General features: G+C 42.8%; 18 protein-coding genes. 14 read left to right on the top strand and 4 right to left on the bottom strand.

Going from position 1 to position 18,067, the window contains the following annotated elements:
- The first annotated feature begins 236 nt into the window (after positions 1 to 236).
- The 9 genes from MKZ03_RS15570 to MKZ03_RS15530 all read left to right on the top strand — a co-directional run bounded on the left by MKZ03_RS15570 (position 237) and on the right by MKZ03_RS15530 (position 9,315).
- Positions 237 to 692, top strand: a complete 456-nt coding sequence (locus MKZ03_RS15570; RefSeq protein WP_034660001.1) for a DUF6376 family protein — start codon at positions 237 to 239, stop codon at positions 690 to 692.
- A gap of 101 nt (positions 693 to 793) precedes the next feature.
- Positions 794 to 1,099 carry a metal-sensing transcriptional repressor gene (locus tag MKZ03_RS15565; RefSeq protein WP_034659999.1) on the top strand — a complete coding sequence of 102 codons (306 nt, stop codon included), beginning with the start codon at positions 794 to 796 and terminating at the stop codon, positions 1,097 to 1,099.
- Between the two features lie 84 nt (positions 1,100 to 1,183).
- Positions 1,184 to 1,390: a copper chaperone CopZ gene (copZ, locus tag MKZ03_RS15560; protein WP_095285778.1), complete on the top strand. Its 207-nt coding sequence runs from the start codon at positions 1,184 to 1,186 to the stop codon at positions 1,388 to 1,390.
- 81 nt (positions 1,391 to 1,471) lie between these two features.
- The gene (locus MKZ03_RS15555; RefSeq protein ID WP_341032357.1) at positions 1,472 to 3,907 is read left to right on the top strand and encodes a heavy metal translocating P-type ATPase; all 2,436 of its coding nucleotides are present in this window, start codon (positions 1,472 to 1,474) and stop codon (positions 3,905 to 3,907) included.
- Entirely contained in the window at positions 3,904 to 4,038 is a 135-nt protein-coding gene (locus MKZ03_RS15550) for a hypothetical protein (RefSeq protein WP_340973742.1), read from the top strand. Before MKZ03_RS15555 ends, MKZ03_RS15550 begins: the two co-directional genes overlap by 4 nt.
- A gap of 175 nt (positions 4,039 to 4,213) precedes the next feature.
- Complete coding sequence (locus tag MKZ03_RS15545; protein ID WP_003213370.1) at positions 4,214 to 5,491, top strand: cation:dicarboxylate symporter family transporter; 1,278 nt, start codon at positions 4,214 to 4,216, stop codon at positions 5,489 to 5,491.
- A 16-nt stretch (positions 5,492 to 5,507) separates the two neighbouring features.
- Positions 5,508 to 6,953, top strand: a complete 1,446-nt coding sequence (gene aspA, locus MKZ03_RS15540; RefSeq protein WP_088001228.1) for an aspartate ammonia-lyase — start codon at positions 5,508 to 5,510, stop codon at positions 6,951 to 6,953.
- Positions 6,954 to 7,069: 116 nt separating this feature from the next.
- Positions 7,070 to 8,386 (top strand): sensor histidine kinase, encoded by a 1,317-nt coding sequence (locus MKZ03_RS15535; RefSeq protein ID WP_307500241.1) that lies wholly within the window; start codon positions 7,070 to 7,072, stop codon positions 8,384 to 8,386.
- Positions 8,383 to 9,315: a response regulator gene (locus MKZ03_RS15530; protein ID WP_034659991.1), complete on the top strand. Its 933-nt coding sequence runs from the start codon at positions 8,383 to 8,385 to the stop codon at positions 9,313 to 9,315. Before MKZ03_RS15535 ends, MKZ03_RS15530 begins: the two co-directional genes overlap by 4 nt.
- Positions 9,316 to 9,331: 16 nt before the next feature.
- Here MKZ03_RS15530 and MKZ03_RS15525 read toward each other — a convergent pair whose 3' ends face one another.
- On the bottom strand, positions 9,332 to 9,940 hold the full coding sequence (locus MKZ03_RS15525; protein WP_307500239.1) for a TetR/AcrR family transcriptional regulator: 609 nt from the start codon (positions 9,938 to 9,940) through the stop codon (positions 9,332 to 9,334).
- Positions 9,941 to 10,029: 89 nt separating this feature from the next.
- On the opposite strand from MKZ03_RS15525, the gene MKZ03_RS15520 reads away from it, so the two are divergent.
- Entirely contained in the window at positions 10,030 to 10,578 is a 549-nt protein-coding gene (locus tag MKZ03_RS15520) for a hypothetical protein (RefSeq protein ID WP_334750454.1), read from the top strand.
- Positions 10,579 to 10,817: 239 nt separating this feature from the next.
- On the opposite strand, the gene MKZ03_RS15515 is transcribed toward MKZ03_RS15520, so the two are convergent.
- Genes MKZ03_RS15515 through MKZ03_RS15505 form a run of 3 tightly spaced genes read right to left on the bottom strand, consistent with a single transcriptional unit; the run spans position 10,818 to position 13,385 of the window.
- Positions 10,818 to 11,756, bottom strand: a complete 939-nt coding sequence (locus MKZ03_RS15515) for a metal ABC transporter substrate-binding protein (RefSeq protein WP_106038189.1) — start codon at positions 11,754 to 11,756, stop codon at positions 10,818 to 10,820.
- A 13-nt stretch (positions 11,757 to 11,769) separates the two neighbouring features.
- A complete protein-coding gene (locus MKZ03_RS15510; protein WP_007500236.1) occupies positions 11,770 to 12,642 on the bottom strand; it encodes a metal ABC transporter permease in 873 nt (290 codons plus the stop codon).
- On the bottom strand, positions 12,642 to 13,385 hold the full coding sequence (locus MKZ03_RS15505) for a metal ABC transporter ATP-binding protein (protein ID WP_307500237.1): 744 nt from the start codon (positions 13,383 to 13,385) through the stop codon (positions 12,642 to 12,644). The genes MKZ03_RS15510 and MKZ03_RS15505 overlap by 1 nt, the downstream gene beginning before the upstream one ends.
- A 428-nt stretch (positions 13,386 to 13,813) precedes the next feature.
- Between MKZ03_RS15505 and MKZ03_RS15500 the strand changes: the two genes are divergently transcribed.
- The 4 genes from MKZ03_RS15500 (at position 13,814) to MKZ03_RS15485 (ending at position 17,910) form a co-directional block, all read left to right on the top strand.
- On the top strand, positions 13,814 to 15,913 hold the full coding sequence (locus MKZ03_RS15500) for a heavy metal translocating P-type ATPase (protein ID WP_341032354.1): 2,100 nt from the start codon (positions 13,814 to 13,816) through the stop codon (positions 15,911 to 15,913).
- A 142-nt stretch (positions 15,914 to 16,055) separates the two neighbouring features.
- On the top strand, positions 16,056 to 16,742 hold the full coding sequence (locus MKZ03_RS15495) for a DsbA family protein (protein ID WP_307500236.1): 687 nt from the start codon (positions 16,056 to 16,058) through the stop codon (positions 16,740 to 16,742).
- Positions 16,739 to 17,152: a disulfide oxidoreductase gene (locus MKZ03_RS15490; protein WP_003212957.1), complete on the top strand. Its 414-nt coding sequence runs from the start codon at positions 16,739 to 16,741 to the stop codon at positions 17,150 to 17,152. The genes MKZ03_RS15495 and MKZ03_RS15490 overlap by 4 nt, the downstream gene beginning before the upstream one ends.
- A gap of 146 nt (positions 17,153 to 17,298) precedes the next feature.
- Positions 17,299 to 17,910: a trimeric intracellular cation channel family protein gene (locus MKZ03_RS15485; protein ID WP_003212961.1), complete on the top strand. Its 612-nt coding sequence runs from the start codon at positions 17,299 to 17,301 to the stop codon at positions 17,908 to 17,910.
- The last annotated feature ends 157 nt before the right edge of the window (positions 17,911 to 18,067 follow it).

The raw sequence follows: 18,067 nt of genomic DNA, 5'->3' as shown, positions 1-18,067 counted from the left end.
ATATGATAAACATAACATTTGAACGGTTTCCTAAAGGGGAGTAGCTTTTACGGTTTGGTCGTCATTACAGAAACTCACGTTGTTTCTCGGCCATTCCGGCATGAACATGTTAGCCAGACCTTTGCCTATCACACATGAGGCAAAGGTCTGGCTTTTTTAAGGTCTTATTGCATCTGTGTGATGGGGGAGCGGGACAAATGATGTTTTCAATACCGCAGATGAAAGGATGATCGATCTTGAAAAAATATGTGATCTCTTTGTTATTTTCGGGCACGCTTGTATTAAGTGGATGCTCCGGTTTGCTTGACCAAGTAAGTGATACAACGACATATGTCACAGAGGCAAATGAGTATGTGACGGACATTCAGCAATTTACGGAGGACTTTCCACAGCTCGCAGAAGAAGCTGTAAAAAACGCCGCCAAAAAAGCAGAATTAACCCAGCAGCTTGAATCATTGAAAGCAGACATTCAAGAATTTAATGAACTGACAGCACCAAAAATAGCAGAAGACCTGCATGTGCAGATCATTGAAAAAAATAAGGTGCTGTCAGAGGAAATTCAAACGTATTTACAGCAATTGAAAGCGGACAACATCGACGTTGCTGCTATGCTTGAGGACCAGCAAGGGTTGATCAAGCAGCTTCAGCAGTCCGTCAATCTATTGCAGGACATTGAACAATTAACAAACTAAGGCAAACACTATAGAGTGTGTTCAGCATATCTTTGCCTTTTCCGGTGAAGATATGCTTTAATTTAAATAAAAACAAGTCTTATTAGAAAAAAGGTGATCACATGACAGAACATGAAGAAAGACATATGGCTTCGCCTAGAGCCGAGAAGGATAAAGATCAATTGATCAATCGGTTGAAACGAGTGGAAGGACAAGTGCGCGGGATTCAGCAAATGATTGAAAACGATCGTTACTGTATAGATGTTGTCAATCAAATCTCCGCTGTCAATGCGGCTTTGAAAAAAGTCAGTCTTCAATTGATGGAAAAGCATACACATCACTGCGTAGCGGATGCCATTAAGAGCGGCAATGGGGATGAAGCCATTGAAGAGTTAATGAACGTCTTTACGAAACTGGCAAAATCGTAGCACATTAAGAATTATTTATGTTTACATCGATACCCTACTAGGGTATAGTAAGTTGTAGTAAATGATTGAAGGAGGCGATGAGAAGTGGAACAAGCAACACTTCAAGTGCAGGGCATGTCTTGTGGACATTGCGTGAAAGCAGTCGAAGGAAATGTAGGAGAATTAACAGGTGTTGAATCGGTGAAAGTCCATTTAGACAAGGGACAGGTGGATGTTTCATTTCATCCTGATCAAGTCACGTTACACCGAATCTCTGATGTGATTGAAGAACAGGGATATGATGTCGTATAAATGATATACGTGCTGCATGTGTCAGCGCGTATTTTTTTCAAAAAAAGATACCCCTATGGAGTATGTGGAGAGGTGAGATCAATGAAAAAGGAAATCGACTTTCAAATTACGGGGATGACCTGTGCTGCCTGTGCAGGACGCATCGAAAAGGGATTGAACAGGCTGGAAGGTGTGGAGGATGCCAATGTGAATTTAGCTCTGGAAACATCTCACATTGTGTATGAAACAGAACAACTAACACCAGATGATCTGAAGCAAAAAATTCAATCCTTTGGCTACGGTGTGGTGATGGAGCAAGCAGAGTTTGATATAGAGGGAATGACGTGTGCGGCTTGTGCCAACCGAATCGAGAAAAAAATTAACCGGATGGATGGTGTTGATCACGGATCTGTGAACTTTGCGCTTGAGACACTTCAGGTCACGTATCACCCTGGCCAAACGTCTACAAGTGATATAAAGGATGCGGTTCAGTCCATTGGATATTCTTTAATTGAACCAGCTGCAGACGAAGCAGAAGAAGGAAAGAAAGATCATCGCCAAGCAGCAATAGAGAAGCAGACGGCACGCTTTTTATTTTCAATGGTCCTGTCACTGCCGCTTCTTTGGGCAATGGTCAGCCACTTTTCCTTCACGTCTTTTATTTGGCTGCCAGAAGCGTTCATGAATCCATGGGTTCAGCTGGCTTTAGCAGCGCCGGTTCAGTTCATTGTCGGCTGGCCCTTCTATGTAGGAGCATATAAAGCTTTACGTAATAAAAGTGCCAACATGGATGTTCTTGTCGCACTTGGGACATCAGCAGCGTTTTTCTATAGTTTATACGAAAGCATTCAGTCAGCGGTTCAAGGCACACATGAGGCAGCCCTCTATTATGAAACAAGTGCTGTGCTTATTACGTTGATCGTGCTCGGAAAATTAATGGAAGCAAGAGCAAAAGGGAGATCATCAGAAGCGATTCAAAAGCTGATGGGCCTACAAGCGAAAGAAGCGGTCATCGAGCGAGATGGAAAAGAGATGACCGTGCCTATTACCGAAGTAAAAGTGAATGATCTTGTGTTTGTCAAACCGGGGGAAAAAGTGCCGGTAGATGGAGAGATCGTGGAGGGAACAACCGCAATTGATGAGTCCATGATTACGGGAGAAAGTCTGCCTGTTGATAAAACGGCTGGTGATGCGGTCATCGGGGCAACCATCAATAAAAATGGGTTTGTGAAAGTGAAAGCGACAAAGGTTGGGAAAGAGACCGCCCTTTCACAGATTATCAGAGTCGTAGAACAAGCACAGGGCTCAAAAGCACCGATTCAAAGGATGGCAGATCAAATATCAGGGATATTTGTTCCCATCGTTGTAGGAATTGCTGTGCTCACGTTCCTGATATGGTTTTTCCTTATTGACCCAGGAAATGTGACGTCAGCCCTTGAAACGTTTATCGCACTCATCGTCATCGCATGTCCGTGTGCGCTCGGTCTTGCCACACCAACCTCTATAATGGCTGGCAGCGGCCGTGCAGCTGAATCAGGCATTTTGTTTAAAGGCGGGGAGCATTTAGAAGTGACCCAATCACTTGACACGGTGGTTTTAGATAAAACAGGGACTGTGACAAAAGGGGAGCCGAGTCTGACAGATGTGATGGTATCTGACAATTGGACAGAAGATACGCTGCTTCAGCTAGCAGGATCGGCAGAACAGCAGTCGGAACACCCGCTTGCCAGAGCGATCACAGACGGAATGAAGGAACAAGGTCTTGAAGCGGTCGAGATCGAAGCCTTCCAAGCAGACCCAGGCCATGGAATTGAAGCAAAGGCCGCAGGACACAAGCTTTTGATTGGAACGCGTAAGCTATTACAGAAACATCATATCTCATATGATCAAGTCGAAGCATCCATCACACTACTGGAGCAGCAAGGGAAAACGGCTATGCTTGTCGCTATTGACGGCGAAGTCGCCGGCATTGTCGCAGTGGCAGATACGATCAAATCATCCTCACCTCAAGCTATCAAGCGTCTGAAAGAGCAAGGGATTCACGTTGTGATGATGACAGGTGATAACAAGCTGACGGCAGAGGCGATTGCGAAACAGGCGGGCATTGATCATGTCATTGCGGAAGTCCTGCCTGAGGAAAAGGCTGCTCACATTGCGGCGCTTCAGGAACAAGGAAAGAAAGTCGCCATGGTCGGAGATGGCATCAATGATGCCCCGGCTCTTGCGACAGCGAATATTGGGATGGCAGTTGGAACAGGGACAGATGTTGCCATGGAAGCAGCAGATATCACGCTCATGACAGGAGACCTCCATGCCATTGCAGATGCGCTTGAATTTAGTAAAAAAACGATGAGAAACATCAAGCAAAATCTATTTTGGGCGCTTGCTTATAACTGTATTGGGATACCGATAGCTGCATTTGGACTTCTTGCGCCATGGCTTGCAGGAGCAGCAATGGCCTTTAGCTCCGTGTCGGTTGTATTGAATGCGCTCAGATTGCAGCGATTGAAACCAGTTAGAGAGGGAGTGGCACAATGAAGCTGAATGTCAAATGGATTTGGACGATTAGTGCATTGCTCTATGTTGCTCTTGTTCTTATTGGATATGCTATGTATGATGAATTTTATCCAAAGCAAGAACCGCCAAGTGAACATATGCAAGATCATTGAGACTTCGCCAAAAGCGAAGTCTTTTTTTAACAATTTTGTGGAAAAACCCACCTTTTAAAAGATTTTTCATAAAAAATTCACTTCTTTTTGTTCCTTTTTGTCGTTTTTTGTAGGTTCATCGTTAAGATGCGATTAAGCAACAAAGAAAGCGTTATCAAAAAAAGGGGGTTCACGTATGAAAAAGTTAGGGTTAGCTTCTCAAATACTCATTGCACTTGTTCTGGGTGTTATCGTGGGAGCGCTGTTTTATCAAAATGAAACCGTTATTAATGTGTTAACGCCGATTGGCGATATATTCATCCATTTAATTAAAATGATCGTTCTTCCAATTGTTATTGCTGCGTTGATTGTAGCAGTAGCTGGTGTAGGGGATATGAAAACCATCGGAAGACTCGGCGGAAAAACCATTCTTTACTTCGAAATTGTGACAACGATTGCATTAGCAGTGGGACTGCTTGCAGCAAACGTCTTCCATCCTGGTACAGGAATTGACATGAGCAACATGGAAAAAGGCGATATCTCTAAATATGAAGAGACATCGAAAGCTTCTTCCGAAAAAGCGAGTTTCTCTGAAACCATTGTGCATCTAGTGCCAACAAACGTTTTCCAATCCATTGCAGAAGGTGATCTATTACCAACGATCTTCTTTACAGTCTTATTCGGATTAGGAATTGCCGCAGTAGGAGACAAAGGGAAACCAGTATTAGGATTCTTTGAGGGTATACTCGAAGCCATGTTCTGGGTTACCAATAAAGTGATGAAGTTTGCACCATTTGGTGTATTCGCGCTCATCAGTGTGACGGTGATCAAATTCGGGGTCGGAGCGCTTCTCCCGCTAGGTAAACTGGTACTTGTCGTTTACGGTACAATGGCATTCTTCGTCATTGTCGTACTTGGCATTATCGCAAAATTAGCTGGAACAAGCGTCTTTACACTATTTAGAGTGCTAAAAGAAGAAATCATTCTTGCATTCTCAACAGCAAGTTCAGAAGCTGTACTGCCTAGACTTATGGATAAAATGGAGAAGTTCGGCTGCCCGAAAGCGATCACGTCGTTCGTTATCCCAACAGGCTACACCTTTAACCTAGATGGAAGTGCCATCTATCAATCCATTGCCGCCATATTTGTTGCACAAATGTACGGCATGCCGCTTTCCATCTATGAGCAAATTACGTTACTATTAATCTTGATGCTGACATCTAAAGGAATGGCTGGTGTACCAGGTGCATCTATCGTTGTTGTCATCACAACACTTGGTGCAATGGGACTGCCGCTTGAAGGACTTGCCTTCATCGTTGGGATCGACCGTATTCTTGACATGGTTCGTACAACTGTTAACGTATTTGGTAACTCACTTGCCGCCATTGTCATGTCTAAGTGGGAAAAAGTTTTTGATCAAGAGAAATCGAAGAAGTATATTGAGGAATTAAAACAACAAACAAAAGCAGCGTAAAAGGAGATCTTTTCAAATGACGAAGCTACAGGACAAGCAAGTTCGAATCGAACGAGACTTTCTAGGTGAAAAGGAAGTAGACACTCAAGCGTATTATGGAATTCAAACATTACGTGCAGTAGAGAACTTTCCAATTACTGGCTACCATGTTCATGAGGAACTCATCAAAGCATTAGGGATTGTCAAAAAGGCAGCCGCACTTGCAAATATGGATACAAAGCGACTATATTCTGGTCTTGGGGAAAAAATTGTTCAAGCCGCAGATGAGGTTATTGAAGGAAAATGGAACAATCAATTTATTGTCGATCCAATTCAAGGCGGGGCTGGCACTTCAATGAATATGAATGCCAATGAAGTCATTGCAAACAGAGCGCTTGAACTACTAGGAAAGGAAAAAGGCGCTTATACTGAGCTAAGTCCAAACACGCATGTGAACATGTCGCAGTCAACAAACGACGTTTTCCCAACAGCGATTCATATTTCAACATTGAATATGATTGAAAAACTACTTTATACGATGGAAAACATGCATCAAGTCATGACGGAAAAAGCACAGGAATTCGATCATGTGATCAAAATGGGACGTACGCATCTTCAGGACGCTGTTCCAATCAGACTTGGTCAGGAGTTTAGTGCTTATGCAAAGGTTCTTGCACGTGATATTAAACGTATCAAGCAGTCTAAACAGCATTTATATGAAGTCAATATGGGAGCAACAGCAGTCGGAACTGGATTGAATGCTGATCCTAAATATATTCGTCAGGTGGTAGGCTATCTATCTGACATTAGCGGATTACCGTTAGTTGGAGCTGAAGACTTAGTCGATGCCACGCAAAATACGGATGCTTATACAGAAGTATCTGCTGCACTTAAAGTATGTATGATGAATATGTCCAAAATGGCGAACGATATTCGTTTGATGGCTTCAGGGCCAAGAGCAGGTTTTGGTGAGCTTCACCTGCCGCCGAGACAGCCAGGTTCATCCATCATGCCAGGGAAAGTCAATCCAGTGATGCCAGAGGTCATGAACCAAGTGGCATTCCAAGTCATCGGAAATGATCATACGATCTGTCTTGCATCAGAGGCTGGTCAGCTTGAACTGAACGTTATGGAACCAGTTTTAATATTCAACTTACTACAATCTCTCAGCATGATGAAAAATGTGTTTGAGTCCTTCATGGACAACTGCTTGCGTGATCTAAAAGCAGATGAAACGAGATTAAAAGAATATGTAGAAAAAAGTGCTGGTGTCATGACAGCGGTGAATCCGCATATTGGTTATGAAGCTGCTGCACGAATTGCAAGAGAAGCGATTCTTACAGGCGCATCTGTACGTGAGCTTTGTCTGCAAAATGATGTGTTAACAGAAGAAGAGCTTGACGTCATCTTGAATCCTTTTGAAATGACCAAACCAGGTATTGCTGGCGCATCACTTTTAGAAAAGGATCGTTTAGAAGATTAAGCGGCATCATGAGAAGCGCACACCGACAAAGTTCCGGTGTGCGCTTTTTCATGGATGTTTGTTTTTCTCAAGCTCACATAGTATACTATCGTCAATTATTAGGGATGTGACTGCGTTTGAATCTACTGAAAAAATGGCTGAATACAGAGCCTTATTTAATTGTGATGCTCATTGTACTGACACCGATTGGCGGAGAGTTCAAATTTTATCCATTTGAGGACAGCTTTCGGGTCAGCTTTGGAACCGTTGTCTTTTTCTTTATCCTGCTTCAAATGAAAAAATTCCCGGCATGGGCAAGCGGTATTATTGCAGGGGTATCTGTTTTTGCGTTTCGCGTGCTTTTTGATACAGCCGTCACAGGTCATCTTCCGCTGGAAGAGGCGGTTTCATTAAGATTTCCTTCCCTTCTTTATTATGTCGTCTATGGCACGCTCTTTTATTTATTACAGGTCAGACGTTTCCGCGATCAGCCTTGGCTGATTGGTGCGACAGGCATCATCATGGAACTGTGTGCGAGCGTTGTTGAGATGATTGCACTTCGTGGCACCATTGATGAAATCTTAACGATGCGGACGCTGTTTCAACTATTTGTTTTGGCGATTTTTAGAAGCTTTTTCGTGTTGGCTTGTTATACAATGATTCGATTATATGAAGAGCAGGCGAGAGAGCGTCAGATGAAAAAGGAAAAGGAACATCTGCTCATGCTCCTGTCTAACCTTTATACGGAATCTACATACTTTCATAAAACACTTGCACATGCTGAGCACATTACAGCGACATCCTATCAATTGTATCAATCCCTGCATCACGCAAACGATGCGGAGTCATTGGATTTGAAAAAGCTCGGAAAAACAGCCCTGCAAATTGCAGGAGAGGTACATGAGATCAAAAAGGATAACCAGCGGATTTTTTCTGCATTATCAAAGCTGATTCATGAAGAAAATTTTCAGGCTTATGCAAGTCCTGCGCATATTGCTGGGCTCGTGATTCGTATTCATGAAAATTACGCAGAATCTCTTAAAAAAAACATTATCTTTCATTATGATGAAGATGGGCAGCATCCCGCCTATCACGTGTATACCATTCTATCTTTGTTAAATAATATTGTTTCCAATGCTGTCGAAGCCATTCCAGTGGATGGAGAGGTGTCACTCTCTATTTCACAGAAAGAGAACCAGGTGATCTTTCAAATCAGTGACAACGGGCCTGGCATTAAAGAGCGTAATCATCATGTTATTTTTAAACCCGGTTTTACTTTAAAATACGACCAGGCTGGGAATCCATCAAGCGGTATCGGGCTTTCCTATGTGAAGGATACAGCGGAGAAGCTTGGCGGAAGTGTTGAGATGAAGAGTATCCCAAATAAACAAACGATTTTCACGTTAACGATACCAGTGGATCAAGTCAGTAGAAAAGAGGGGATTGGGAGATGAGATTTTTTATTGTTGATGATGATGAAGCCGTGCGTTCTTCACTGGCTCAGCTCATTGAAGATGAAGAGCTTGGCATTGTCGCAGGGGAAGCAGAGGATGGCGCAGAGTTAACGGCAAGCTACTTAAATGATTTGCACATTGATATCTTATGTATTGATCTATTGATGCCGGAAAGAGACGGTCTTGAAACGATTCGAGCCATTAAGGATGAGTTTCATGGGAAATACTTAATGCTGTCGCAGGTAGAAACAAAGGAATTAATCGGCCAGGCGTATACGCTTGGTGTTGAGTATTATGTGACAAAGCCAATCAATCGTGTAGAGGTCTTAAGTGTGCTCCATCTCATGATTGAACGTCTTCATTTAGAGCATTCAATTGAAAACATTCAGCACTCACTCAAATCTGTCATGCAGTTTCAGCAGCGCGGTCAGACGAAAACGAAGCAGCGGGGGAAAAGTCTTGCAGAGGCAGGTCAGTTTTTGCTGGCGGAGCTTGGGATTGTCGGTGAGAAGGGGTCTAAAGATTTATTAGATATGATTCTCTTCACAGATCAGTATGTAGCGCTGCATACCGATCATCACGATTCCTTTCCTTCTTTAAAGGTCATTTTTACCGGAATCACGGAGGATAAATTAAATGAGCCGTACACATCAGCAGACATTGCAAGAGAAGCGAAGGCAGCGGAACAGCGGGTAAGACGTGCGATCAACCAATCTTTGAAACACATCGCATCACTTGGGTTAACTGATTTTTCTCATCCGACCTTTGAAAATTATGCATCTAAATTCTTTGATTTCACCATCGTGCGAAAGAAAATGAGTGAATTAACAAAAGAGACGAGCGGTAGAGAAGAACATACTCGTATCAATGTGAAGAAATTTGTGCAGGTGCTCTACTACGAAGCAAAACGTATTTTTATGGAAGATTAAAAAAAGACATGCTCCCTCATGAGGGAGACATGTCTTTTTTGGTGATAGATTGCAGGTGCATCTGCAGCACGGAGCGTATGAGCTCAGGCGGTAAACGATGAGGCTGCAAGATTCCATTCAATGCAAGCCCATTGATGACCGCATAAAGCCGCTCAGTTTCGACTAAAAGATCGATATGATCAAGCAAAAGCCCATCCTCTTTTAATTTCATTAAACAATATTGGGTCGTTTGGAAAAGCTCGTCATACATCTTTGCATTGAGCGGCTGTAAATCTGGTTCAGTCAGCGACTTGACCGTAAAAGCCTGCCACACCTCCATTTCAAATCTTCGTTCTTCATCGAGTGGAAGAACCTGCTCCAATAACGCGAGGACATTTTCTTCCGTTGAACCGTTCAGCTGAAGTCCTGTCATCCGTTCTTTGACTCTTTCTTGAATCAATGTCATAGAGAAAAGAAATAACTCTTGCTGTGTGGAAAAATAATGACGCATAGAGCCCGCTGAAATACCAGCTTCTACCGCTACTTTTCGTACAGAAGCGTTCTCCAATCCATCCTGTTTAATCACTCTCATTGCAGCTTGAGCGACCTTTTGTTTTTGTTTATGGTGATCGACGATTTTTGGCATACATTGATTTTAGCACAGCTATTGTTTTTTTAACACAGTTGTGTTATTTTTTATTTAATACAATTGTGTTAAAAAGGATGTGGGGAATATTGGTCGGGTTATTGATTGTGGCATGTGAAATTGGTTTTTGGCTGTTTATTCTGGTGGGTTTAACACTGCGTTATGTGTTTAGACAGAAAAAGTGGGGCGCCTTCTTTCTGGTCTGTACGCCGATTTTGGATCTAATCCTTCTTGCGGCTACTTATATGGATTTAAGGCAAGGGGCTGTGGCGAGTGTCATCCACGGGCTTGCGGCTGTTTATATTGGGGTGAGTCTCGCCTTTGGACATCAAATGGTGAAATGGGCAGATGCTCGGTTTGCTTATCGATTTGCAGGAGGCCCTAAGCCGAAGGGAAGACCAAAGTACGGGAAGGAACGGTCAGTGTATGAAATGGTCAGCTGGACGCGGCATTTCGTCTCTTATATCATCGGAGCTGGTCTGCTATTTGGTTTATCCTATCTCATACAAGCACCAGAACGAACGGAATCACTGATGCAGCTCGCCGGTGTGTGGGGGATGGTCTTAGCCATTGATTTCGTCATTAGCATTAGCTATGTGATCTGGCCGAAAAAACACCCGCAAAATATAGCCAGCTAATAAAAAAGACAGGCGGAATCACTCCGCCTGTCTCAGCGTGTAGACAAACCCTCGCATTCGTTGTCAGTCCTGCGCGCTGGTGCTCACGAATGTCAAATTCGTTCCGCGCCAGTGCTCGTCCTTCCTAGACTGCAAAGGTTTTCTATCACGCTGAAAAGAAGACAAAGGGCTAAAATAAACATCATTTTAGCCCTTTGTTAACAATCTAAGACAGGCGGAATCACTCCGCCTGTCTTTTCTTATGATGAAAGCCCTTTGTAAATGGTGTCAATATTCCATTTCATCATCTTATAGTAGCTGTCTCCGTCTTCACCTTTCTTTCCAATAGAGTCAGTGAATACTTTTCCTTTAATCGGAACCCCGGTTTCCTCAGATAAGCTTTCAAGGCTGCGTTGATCGACACTTGTTTCAAGAAAGAGCGCAGGAACTTGATGATCTTTGACAAAATGAATGATGCGCTTCATTTGTCCAGGTGTTCCTTCACTTTCTGTGTTGATCTCCCAAATGTAGCCTGCTTTCAGTCCATAGGCATCTGCAAAATACTTGAAGGCTCCCTCACTTGTCACAAGGAGCTTTTTGTCTTTTGGCAGCTGATCAAACTTGTCTTTTGCTTCATCGTGAAGCGCTTGAAGCTTTTTGATATAGGCTTCTGTATTTTTTTCGTAATCCTCTTGATGCTCAGGATCCGCTTCAATAAGCGCATCCCGGGCATTTTGAGCATAAAGAATCCCATTTTCGACATTCAGCCAGGCGTGGGGGTCCTGCTGGCTTTCGAGTCCTTTTGAAGATAAATGCTTTACTTTGACGCCTTTACTTAATTCGGCTACAGGTGCATCATCCCCGTCCTTGCCACTCGATTCGAGCAGCTTTTGAAACCAGCCGTTCCCTGTCTCAAGGTTTAAGCCATTATATAGAACAAGGTCTGCATCCGTTGTATGCTGAACATCCTTTGGCAGTGGGTCGAATTCATGTGGGTCTGTACCAATGGGAACAATGCTGTGAATAGAGACGTGCTCTCCGCCTACTTCCTTCACAATGTCATAAAGAATGGAGTAGGTCGTGACGACTTTTAATGTGCCGTCATCTTTGCCGGAATTATTTTGCTTAGTAGAACAGCCTGCGATGACCATAAGGGCAATGAATACTGCGATCAAACGGATTGCAAATACCTTCTTCATATATGTCCTCCTTTTACATAGACGCTTCCTTTTTTAGCTGCGTTCGTTTTCGTTTAGATTTTAATGATCTCCATAGAATTCCTTGCTTTGGTGAAAAGATAAAGGCACTCCCGAATAAAATGGTCGCGACCAGCACGATAGAAGCGCCAGACGACAAGTTATACGTAAAACTAAGCCCAAGTCCCACGACGGCAGAAACTGCCCCGAAAAATGCAGATAAATAAATCATGATCCATAGCCGGTCTGTTAAGAGATAAGCAGTGGCTGCCGGCGTAATAAGCATGGCAACGACAAGAATAATCCCAACAGTTTGCAGTGACGCAACGGTCACAAGGGTCAACAAGGTCATGAGAAAATAATGGATCATTCGATTCGGTAAACCGTAAACCGAAGAAATGACCGGATCAAATGAACTAATGAGCAGTTCTTTGTAGAAAACGATAACAGCCAGCAGGATAAAAATGCCGATGCCAAGCGTAATCCACATATCAGATGACCGAACAGCTAGGACGTTTCCAAACAAGATATGATATAAATCACTGGAACTTTTCAAAAATGTGATTAAAATGATCCCGATTGAGAAAAAGGCGGTGAAGACAATGCCGATGGCAGAGTCATTTTTAATGCGGCTGTTTTGACTCACGTATCCGATCCCAATTGCTGTTAACACTCCAGTTAAAACGGCCCCGAAGAAAAAGTTAATTCCCAGCATATAAGAGATGGCGACACCTGGCAGCACTGCATGCGAAATGGCGTCTCCCATCAGGGCCATGCCCCGTAAAATGATAAAGCAGCCAATGACCCCGCAAATAATGCCTACCATGACGGATGTAAATAACGCTTTTTGTAAAAACGCATATTCAAAGAGTCCGGTTAAAAATTCCATTACACGTCTCCTCCTGCTGATTTTAAGAATGGTAGCTGCGTTTCATATGCCTCCAGCATGACCTCTGGGCGAAGGATGTCGTGTACAGGTCCAGCTTTGATGAGTTTTTTATTTAACAGAACGAGATGGCTGAAGTAATCATCGGCTTTACTTAAATCATGATGGACAACCAAAATGGTTTTTCCTTCATCCCGTAATTCTTGCAAAATGCGAACCATCGTTTCTTCACTGGCCATATCAATCCCAACAAACGGTTCATCCAAACAGAAGAGCTGTGCGTTTTGCGCAAGTGCTCTTGCAAGGAAGACACGCTGCTGCTGACCGCCGGATAACTCACCAATCTGTCTTTTGGCAAAGTCCTGCATTCCGACCTTTTCTAAACAGTGGTACGCATATGCCCGGTCTTCTTTTTTCGGACGTTTCATCAGGCCAAGCTTCGGATATGTTCCAAGTAGCACGGTATCCAGCACATGAATAGGAAACGTCCAGTCTAGATCATTTCTTTGTGGTACATAGGCGATCTGTTTTCTGACTTGTTTAAAGGACTGTTCAAAAAAGCGAATATCTCCTTGGTCTTTTTCAATTAAATCCAAACATGCCTTGAGTAAAGACGATTTACCGGCACCATTTGGACCTATGATTCCTGTCATCGTTCCTTCCTGTATGGAAAGAGAGATGTTCTCTAATGCATCCTGCCCGTGATATGAGACATGAAGACGGTCGATTGTTAAAGCATTTGGCATCTCTTGCGGCCCCTTTCAATCATCATTGCTCTTCCTAAAGATATATGCATACATTAAATAATTTTGACTAAAGGATGAAATGATTCTCTAATGCTAATTTGTTTCCTTAGGGAAACTTTTATTTTATTCTAAGTGTATGTCCTTCTTTTGTAAAGAGAAAAGCTGCACTTTTTCTGTCAGAGGTCAAACGATCGTTTTTATGTTATGCGGGGAGCGGGGGACATGAGCTTGGATTATTGAAAATCCATGTGGCAGGATTGGGCATAAAAAAACCAAACATTTGCTCATAAATTATTGACAGCTGATCAGAACTCCTCATATAATAAAGATAATTCAATATATGAATATGTGCTCATATATAATAATCACAGCAGCTGATAGGTTTGGTTGAATCAGGGAAGGCTACTTATATAGAAAAAGGTGAGAACATGAAAAAGATGAAGGATGAATACGTATTAAGCGGTCTTGATTGCGGCAACTGTGCACGTAAAATAGAAACAGGTGTCAGCAAAATGGATGGTGTTGAAGCTTGCTCTGTTAATTTTGCGACAGGCACATTGACTGTTACGCATGCAGATAAGCAAGAAACGATGTCAAAGCGCATTGAAAAAACCGTTCAGTCCATTGAACCTCATGTGAGTGTATCACCGAAAGAAGAAGGACATCATCACGATCATGAGCATGGGACGAAAAATTTAAAAACGATTGTGCTGAAATTAATTGGCGGTGCAGTCATTGGAACAGCAGCCTTCTTTATACCTGAAGATGGTGTATTAAAGTTCATTATGTTCTTCGCAGCATATTTACTAGTCGGCGGTGATGTGGTTTTTAAAGCGCTGAAAAATATCGTGCGCGGCCAAGTATTTGATGAGAACTTCTTAATGACGATTGCAACGGTTGGTGCTTTTGTCATTCAGCAATATCCAGAAGCGCTTGCTGTCATGCTGTTTTACCAAATTGGAGAGCTCTTCCAAGGGGCGGCAGTGAACCGTTCAAGACGATCAATTAGTGAATTAATGAATATACGTCCAGAATACGCGAATCTAAAAGTAGGAAATGAAACGAAAAAAGTGAATCCGGAAGAAGTAAAAGCCGGTGACCGTATTGTCGTGAAGCCAGGTGAAAAAATTCCGCTGGATGGGCTCGTTGTTGAAGGTTTCTCGCTCGTAGATACATCTGCATTAACAGGGGAGTCGGTGCCGCGGGATGTAGAAGCGGGAAAAGAAGTTCTTGCAGGATTTGTGAATCAAAACGGTATACTTGAAATTGAAGTGCAAAAAGAGCTAAGCGAATCGGCAGTGACGAAGATTTTAGATTTGGTTGAGAATGCGAGCAGCCGAAAAGCACAGACAGAAAATTTCATCACAAAGTTTGCAAAATATTATACACCGGCTGTCGTCTTGCTTGCCTTATTGCTTGCCTTTATGCCGCCGCTTCTCATTCCATCGGCACAATTGTCTGACTGGGTGTACCGGGCACTTGTCTTTCTCGTGATCTCTTGTCCTTGTGCTCTTGTTGTGTCCATTCCATTAGGATTTTTCGGGGGAATTGGGGCAGCTTCTAAACGAGGCATCCTTGTGAAAGGCAGTAACTATCTAGAAGCATTGAATTCTGTGAGATATGCTGTATTTGATAAGACGGGCACACTCACAAAAGGAAACTTTACGGTGACCAATATCGTCACAACCAGTGACAAGTGGTCAGAAGAGGAGCTGCTTTCTTTTGGAGCACTGGCAGAAGCCCATTCCTCACACCCTATTGCAGAATCGATTAAAGCGGCATACAGCTCACCGCTTGATGAAAGCCAGATTGAAGCATATGAGGATATCCCGGGACATGGAATTAAAGCGACCATCAGCGGTTCCCAAGTTTTAACGGGAAATCACCGCTTGATGGAGCGAGAAGGCATTGCGTATGAAAAAGAAAAAAGAAGCGGAACCGTTGTGTACATGGCGATTAACGGTGAGTTTGCTGGATCGATCTTGATCGCAGATGAATTGAAGGACGATGCAATCGAAGCCGTCTCTGCTCTAAAAGCGTCTGGGATTCAAACTGTCATGCTCACTGGTGATGCTAAGCAAGTCGGAACTGCGGTCGCCAAGCAAATTGGCATCGACGAAGTACATGCAGAATTATTGCCGCAGGATAAAGTAACGAAAATAGAAGAAATTGATCAGAAAAAAGCGCCTCAAGAAAAGCTGTTATTTGTTGGGGACGGCATTAATGATACACCTGTATTAGCAAGAGCAGACATAGGAATTGCAATGGGCGGGCTTGGATCAGATGCAGCTGTCGAAGCGGCTGATATCGTCATCATGACGGACCAGCCATCAAAGGTAGCAGAAGCCATCGCTGTCGCGAAACGAACAAGAAGGATTGTATGGCAGAATATCGCATTTGCCCTTGGTGTCAAAGGCATTTTCCTATTACTCGGTGCATTCGGTATTGCGACCATGTGGGAAGCCGTCTTCTCGGATGTCGGTGTCACCGTACTCGCTGTTTTAAATGCCATGAGGGTCATGAAATAAAATTGTAAGGAAAATTTCATGAATACCATCTTTCATAATGGACCCCCTCTTGTTAAAATAGAAGAAGTTGGATAATGGCATTTTTCTAAGCTATTATCCTTTTTCTTTTTTAAGGAATGAAAAAGATAAGGTAGGTGCTTATGTGAGTAAGAAAAATAATCAATCTTCATCCATTAAATTTGCTGTTATTTTAACCATCATCGCAGCTCTTCTCATCGGTCTATTTGTTGTGATTGGGAACAAGAACAGCCAAGAAGCACAAACAGTTGACAGTAAGCCTTCGATTAAAGGACAGCCTGTCATAGGAGACAAAAATGCAGCGGTGCAAATCGTCGAGTTTGGGGACTATAAATGTCCGTCATGTAAATCATTTGAAACAGACATTTTCCCAAAACTGAAAGCAGACTACATAGATAAAGGCGATGTATCCTTTTCATTTATTAACTTACCACTGCCTGTTCATGGAGATGGCGCAGTGTTAGCAGCACTAGCTTCTGAAGAAGTGTGGAAAGAAGATCCAAAAAACTTCTGGGCATTTCATGAAGCTGTCTATCAAGCACAGCCAGATAGTGAAGCAGAATGGGTTACGCCTGCTAAGCTGACTGAACTAGCGAAAAAGACAACAAAAATTGATACGGACAAACTCAAAGAAAACTTATCAAAGAAAACGTATCAGCCGCAGCTGAACACAGACGATCAGCTTGTGAACAAATATAAAGTGAATTCAACACCAACGATTTTGATTAACAATAAACAAGTTCAAAACTTTTATGACTATGATGAAATCAAAGAATTAATTGATCAAGAGCTCAAAGGGAAGAAATCATGAAAAATAAGCTTATTTACTTATACAGTGCTTGGATTGTCTCTATCGTTGCGACGATGAGCAGCCTGTATTTAAGTGAAATAAAGAAGTTTATCCCATGCGATATGTGCTGGTTTCAGCGCATTTTCATGTACCCGCTCGTGCTTTTACTTGGAATTGCTACGTTCCGGGGCGATGTCAAAGTGAAGTATTACGTACTGCCTTTGGCTGTGATCGGTGCTGGCTTTTCCATCTATCATTATATGGAACAAAAGATCCCGGGCTTTGCGTCGATTCGCCCTTGCCTAAGCGGCATTCCTTGTTCTGTTGATTATCTGAACTGGTTTGGTTTTATTACCATTCCACTATTGGCTCTCATTGCATTTATTCTTATCATCATCAGTATGCTGCTGTTAAATGCAAAAGAAGATTGAGAGATAGCCTGCTTTTAAGCGGGCTATTTTTTATTTTTGCAAAAAGATAAAATTTAAAGAAAATTTGTATTGCTTTTCGCTTATGTCAGATATACATTAAGGGAGTAGTGTTAGATGATCAGATCAAGTAAGGAGATAAGCGGAAAATGGCATGGGAAGTCTTAAGTATCATTGGTATTATCGCATTCGCCATTAGTGGTGCGATAGTAGCAATGGAGGAAGAGTACGATATTCTTGGTGTGTACATTTTAGGGATTGTGACAGCATTTGGCGGTGGAGCGATTCGAAATCTATTAATCGGTCTTCCGGTGTCTGCTTTATGGTCACAGGGCAAAATGTTTACCATTGCTCTTGTATCCATTACGATTGTGTTTCTTTTTCCAAAGCTTTTGCTCAAGCACTGGAGCACATGGGGGAATTTCTCGGATGCGATCGGCTTAGCAGCGTTTGCGATTCAAGGTGCATTATTTGCTGTGCAAAGAGAGCTTCCGCTCAGTGCGGTCATTGTGGCAGCCATTTTGACTGGAAGCGGAGGCGGAATTGTGCGTGATTTATTGGCAGGGCGAAAGCCGCTTGTGCTAAAAGCGGAGATTTACGCAGTTTGGGCAGCACTTGGCGGCTTACTCGTAGGACTCGGTTTAGCACAAGGAGAGATTGCTTTGTATTTGCTGTTTCTCATCCTTGTCGTATGCAGGGTTTGTTCCTACCTATTCAAATGGCGGCTTCCCGCTAGGTCTTATTTTTTAAATAAAGGGTAAAACGAGAAAAGAGCGGTTTCGCTCTTTTTTTTTTGTTTGATACGAGCTGGATGTCAGCAGGTAATGGAGTTTTCGTGTAAAATAAAAGCAGGGTCTTTTTGTTCATCATTAGAACAATACATGTGATGAAAATTTTGTCAGCTGGCTGAATATCTGG

This window comes from Bacillus sp. FSL R5-0431 (assembly GCF_038002985.1).
Taxonomy (GTDB): Bacteria; Bacillota; Bacilli; order Bacillales; family Bacillaceae; genus Bacillus.
Note: the sequence above shows the minus strand (reverse complement) of the source record. Positions and strands in the feature narration are given on the sequence as shown.

Excerpts from the sequence above, each read along its gene's own strand:
- MKZ03_RS15565 (WP_034659999.1), top strand. The coding sequence starts at position 794 with ATGACAGAACATGAAGAAAGACATATGGCTTCGCCTAGAGCCGAGAAG.
- MKZ03_RS15555 (WP_341032357.1), top strand. The coding sequence starts at position 1,472 with ATGAAAAAGGAAATCGACTTTCAAATTACGGGGATGACCTGTGCTGCC.
- MKZ03_RS15550 (WP_340973742.1), top strand. The coding sequence starts at position 3,904 with ATGAAGCTGAATGTCAAATGGATTTGGACGATTAGTGCATTGCTCTAT.
- MKZ03_RS15545 (WP_003213370.1), top strand. The coding sequence starts at position 4,214 with ATGAAAAAGTTAGGGTTAGCTTCTCAAATACTCATTGCACTTGTTCTG.
- aspA (WP_088001228.1), top strand. The coding sequence starts at position 5,508 with ATGACGAAGCTACAGGACAAGCAAGTTCGAATCGAACGAGACTTTCTA.
- MKZ03_RS15530 (WP_034659991.1), top strand. The coding sequence starts at position 8,383 with ATGAGATTTTTTATTGTTGATGATGATGAAGCCGTGCGTTCTTCACTG.
- MKZ03_RS15525 (WP_307500239.1), bottom strand. The coding sequence starts at position 9,940 with ATGCCAAAAATCGTCGATCACCATAAACAAAAACAAAAGGTCGCTCAA.
- MKZ03_RS15515 (WP_106038189.1), bottom strand. The coding sequence starts at position 11,756 with ATGAAGAAGGTATTTGCAATCCGTTTGATCGCAGTATTCATTGCCCTT.
- MKZ03_RS15510 (WP_007500236.1), bottom strand. The coding sequence starts at position 12,642 with ATGGAATTTTTAACCGGACTCTTTGAATATGCGTTTTTACAAAAAGCG.
- MKZ03_RS15505 (WP_307500237.1), bottom strand. The coding sequence starts at position 13,385 with ATGCCAAATGCTTTAACAATCGACCGTCTTCATGTCTCATATCACGGG.
- MKZ03_RS15500 (WP_341032354.1), top strand. The coding sequence starts at position 13,814 with ATGAAAAAGATGAAGGATGAATACGTATTAAGCGGTCTTGATTGCGGC.
- MKZ03_RS15490 (WP_003212957.1), top strand. The coding sequence starts at position 16,739 with ATGAAAAATAAGCTTATTTACTTATACAGTGCTTGGATTGTCTCTATC.
- MKZ03_RS15485 (WP_003212961.1), top strand. The coding sequence starts at position 17,299 with ATGGCATGGGAAGTCTTAAGTATCATTGGTATTATCGCATTCGCCATT.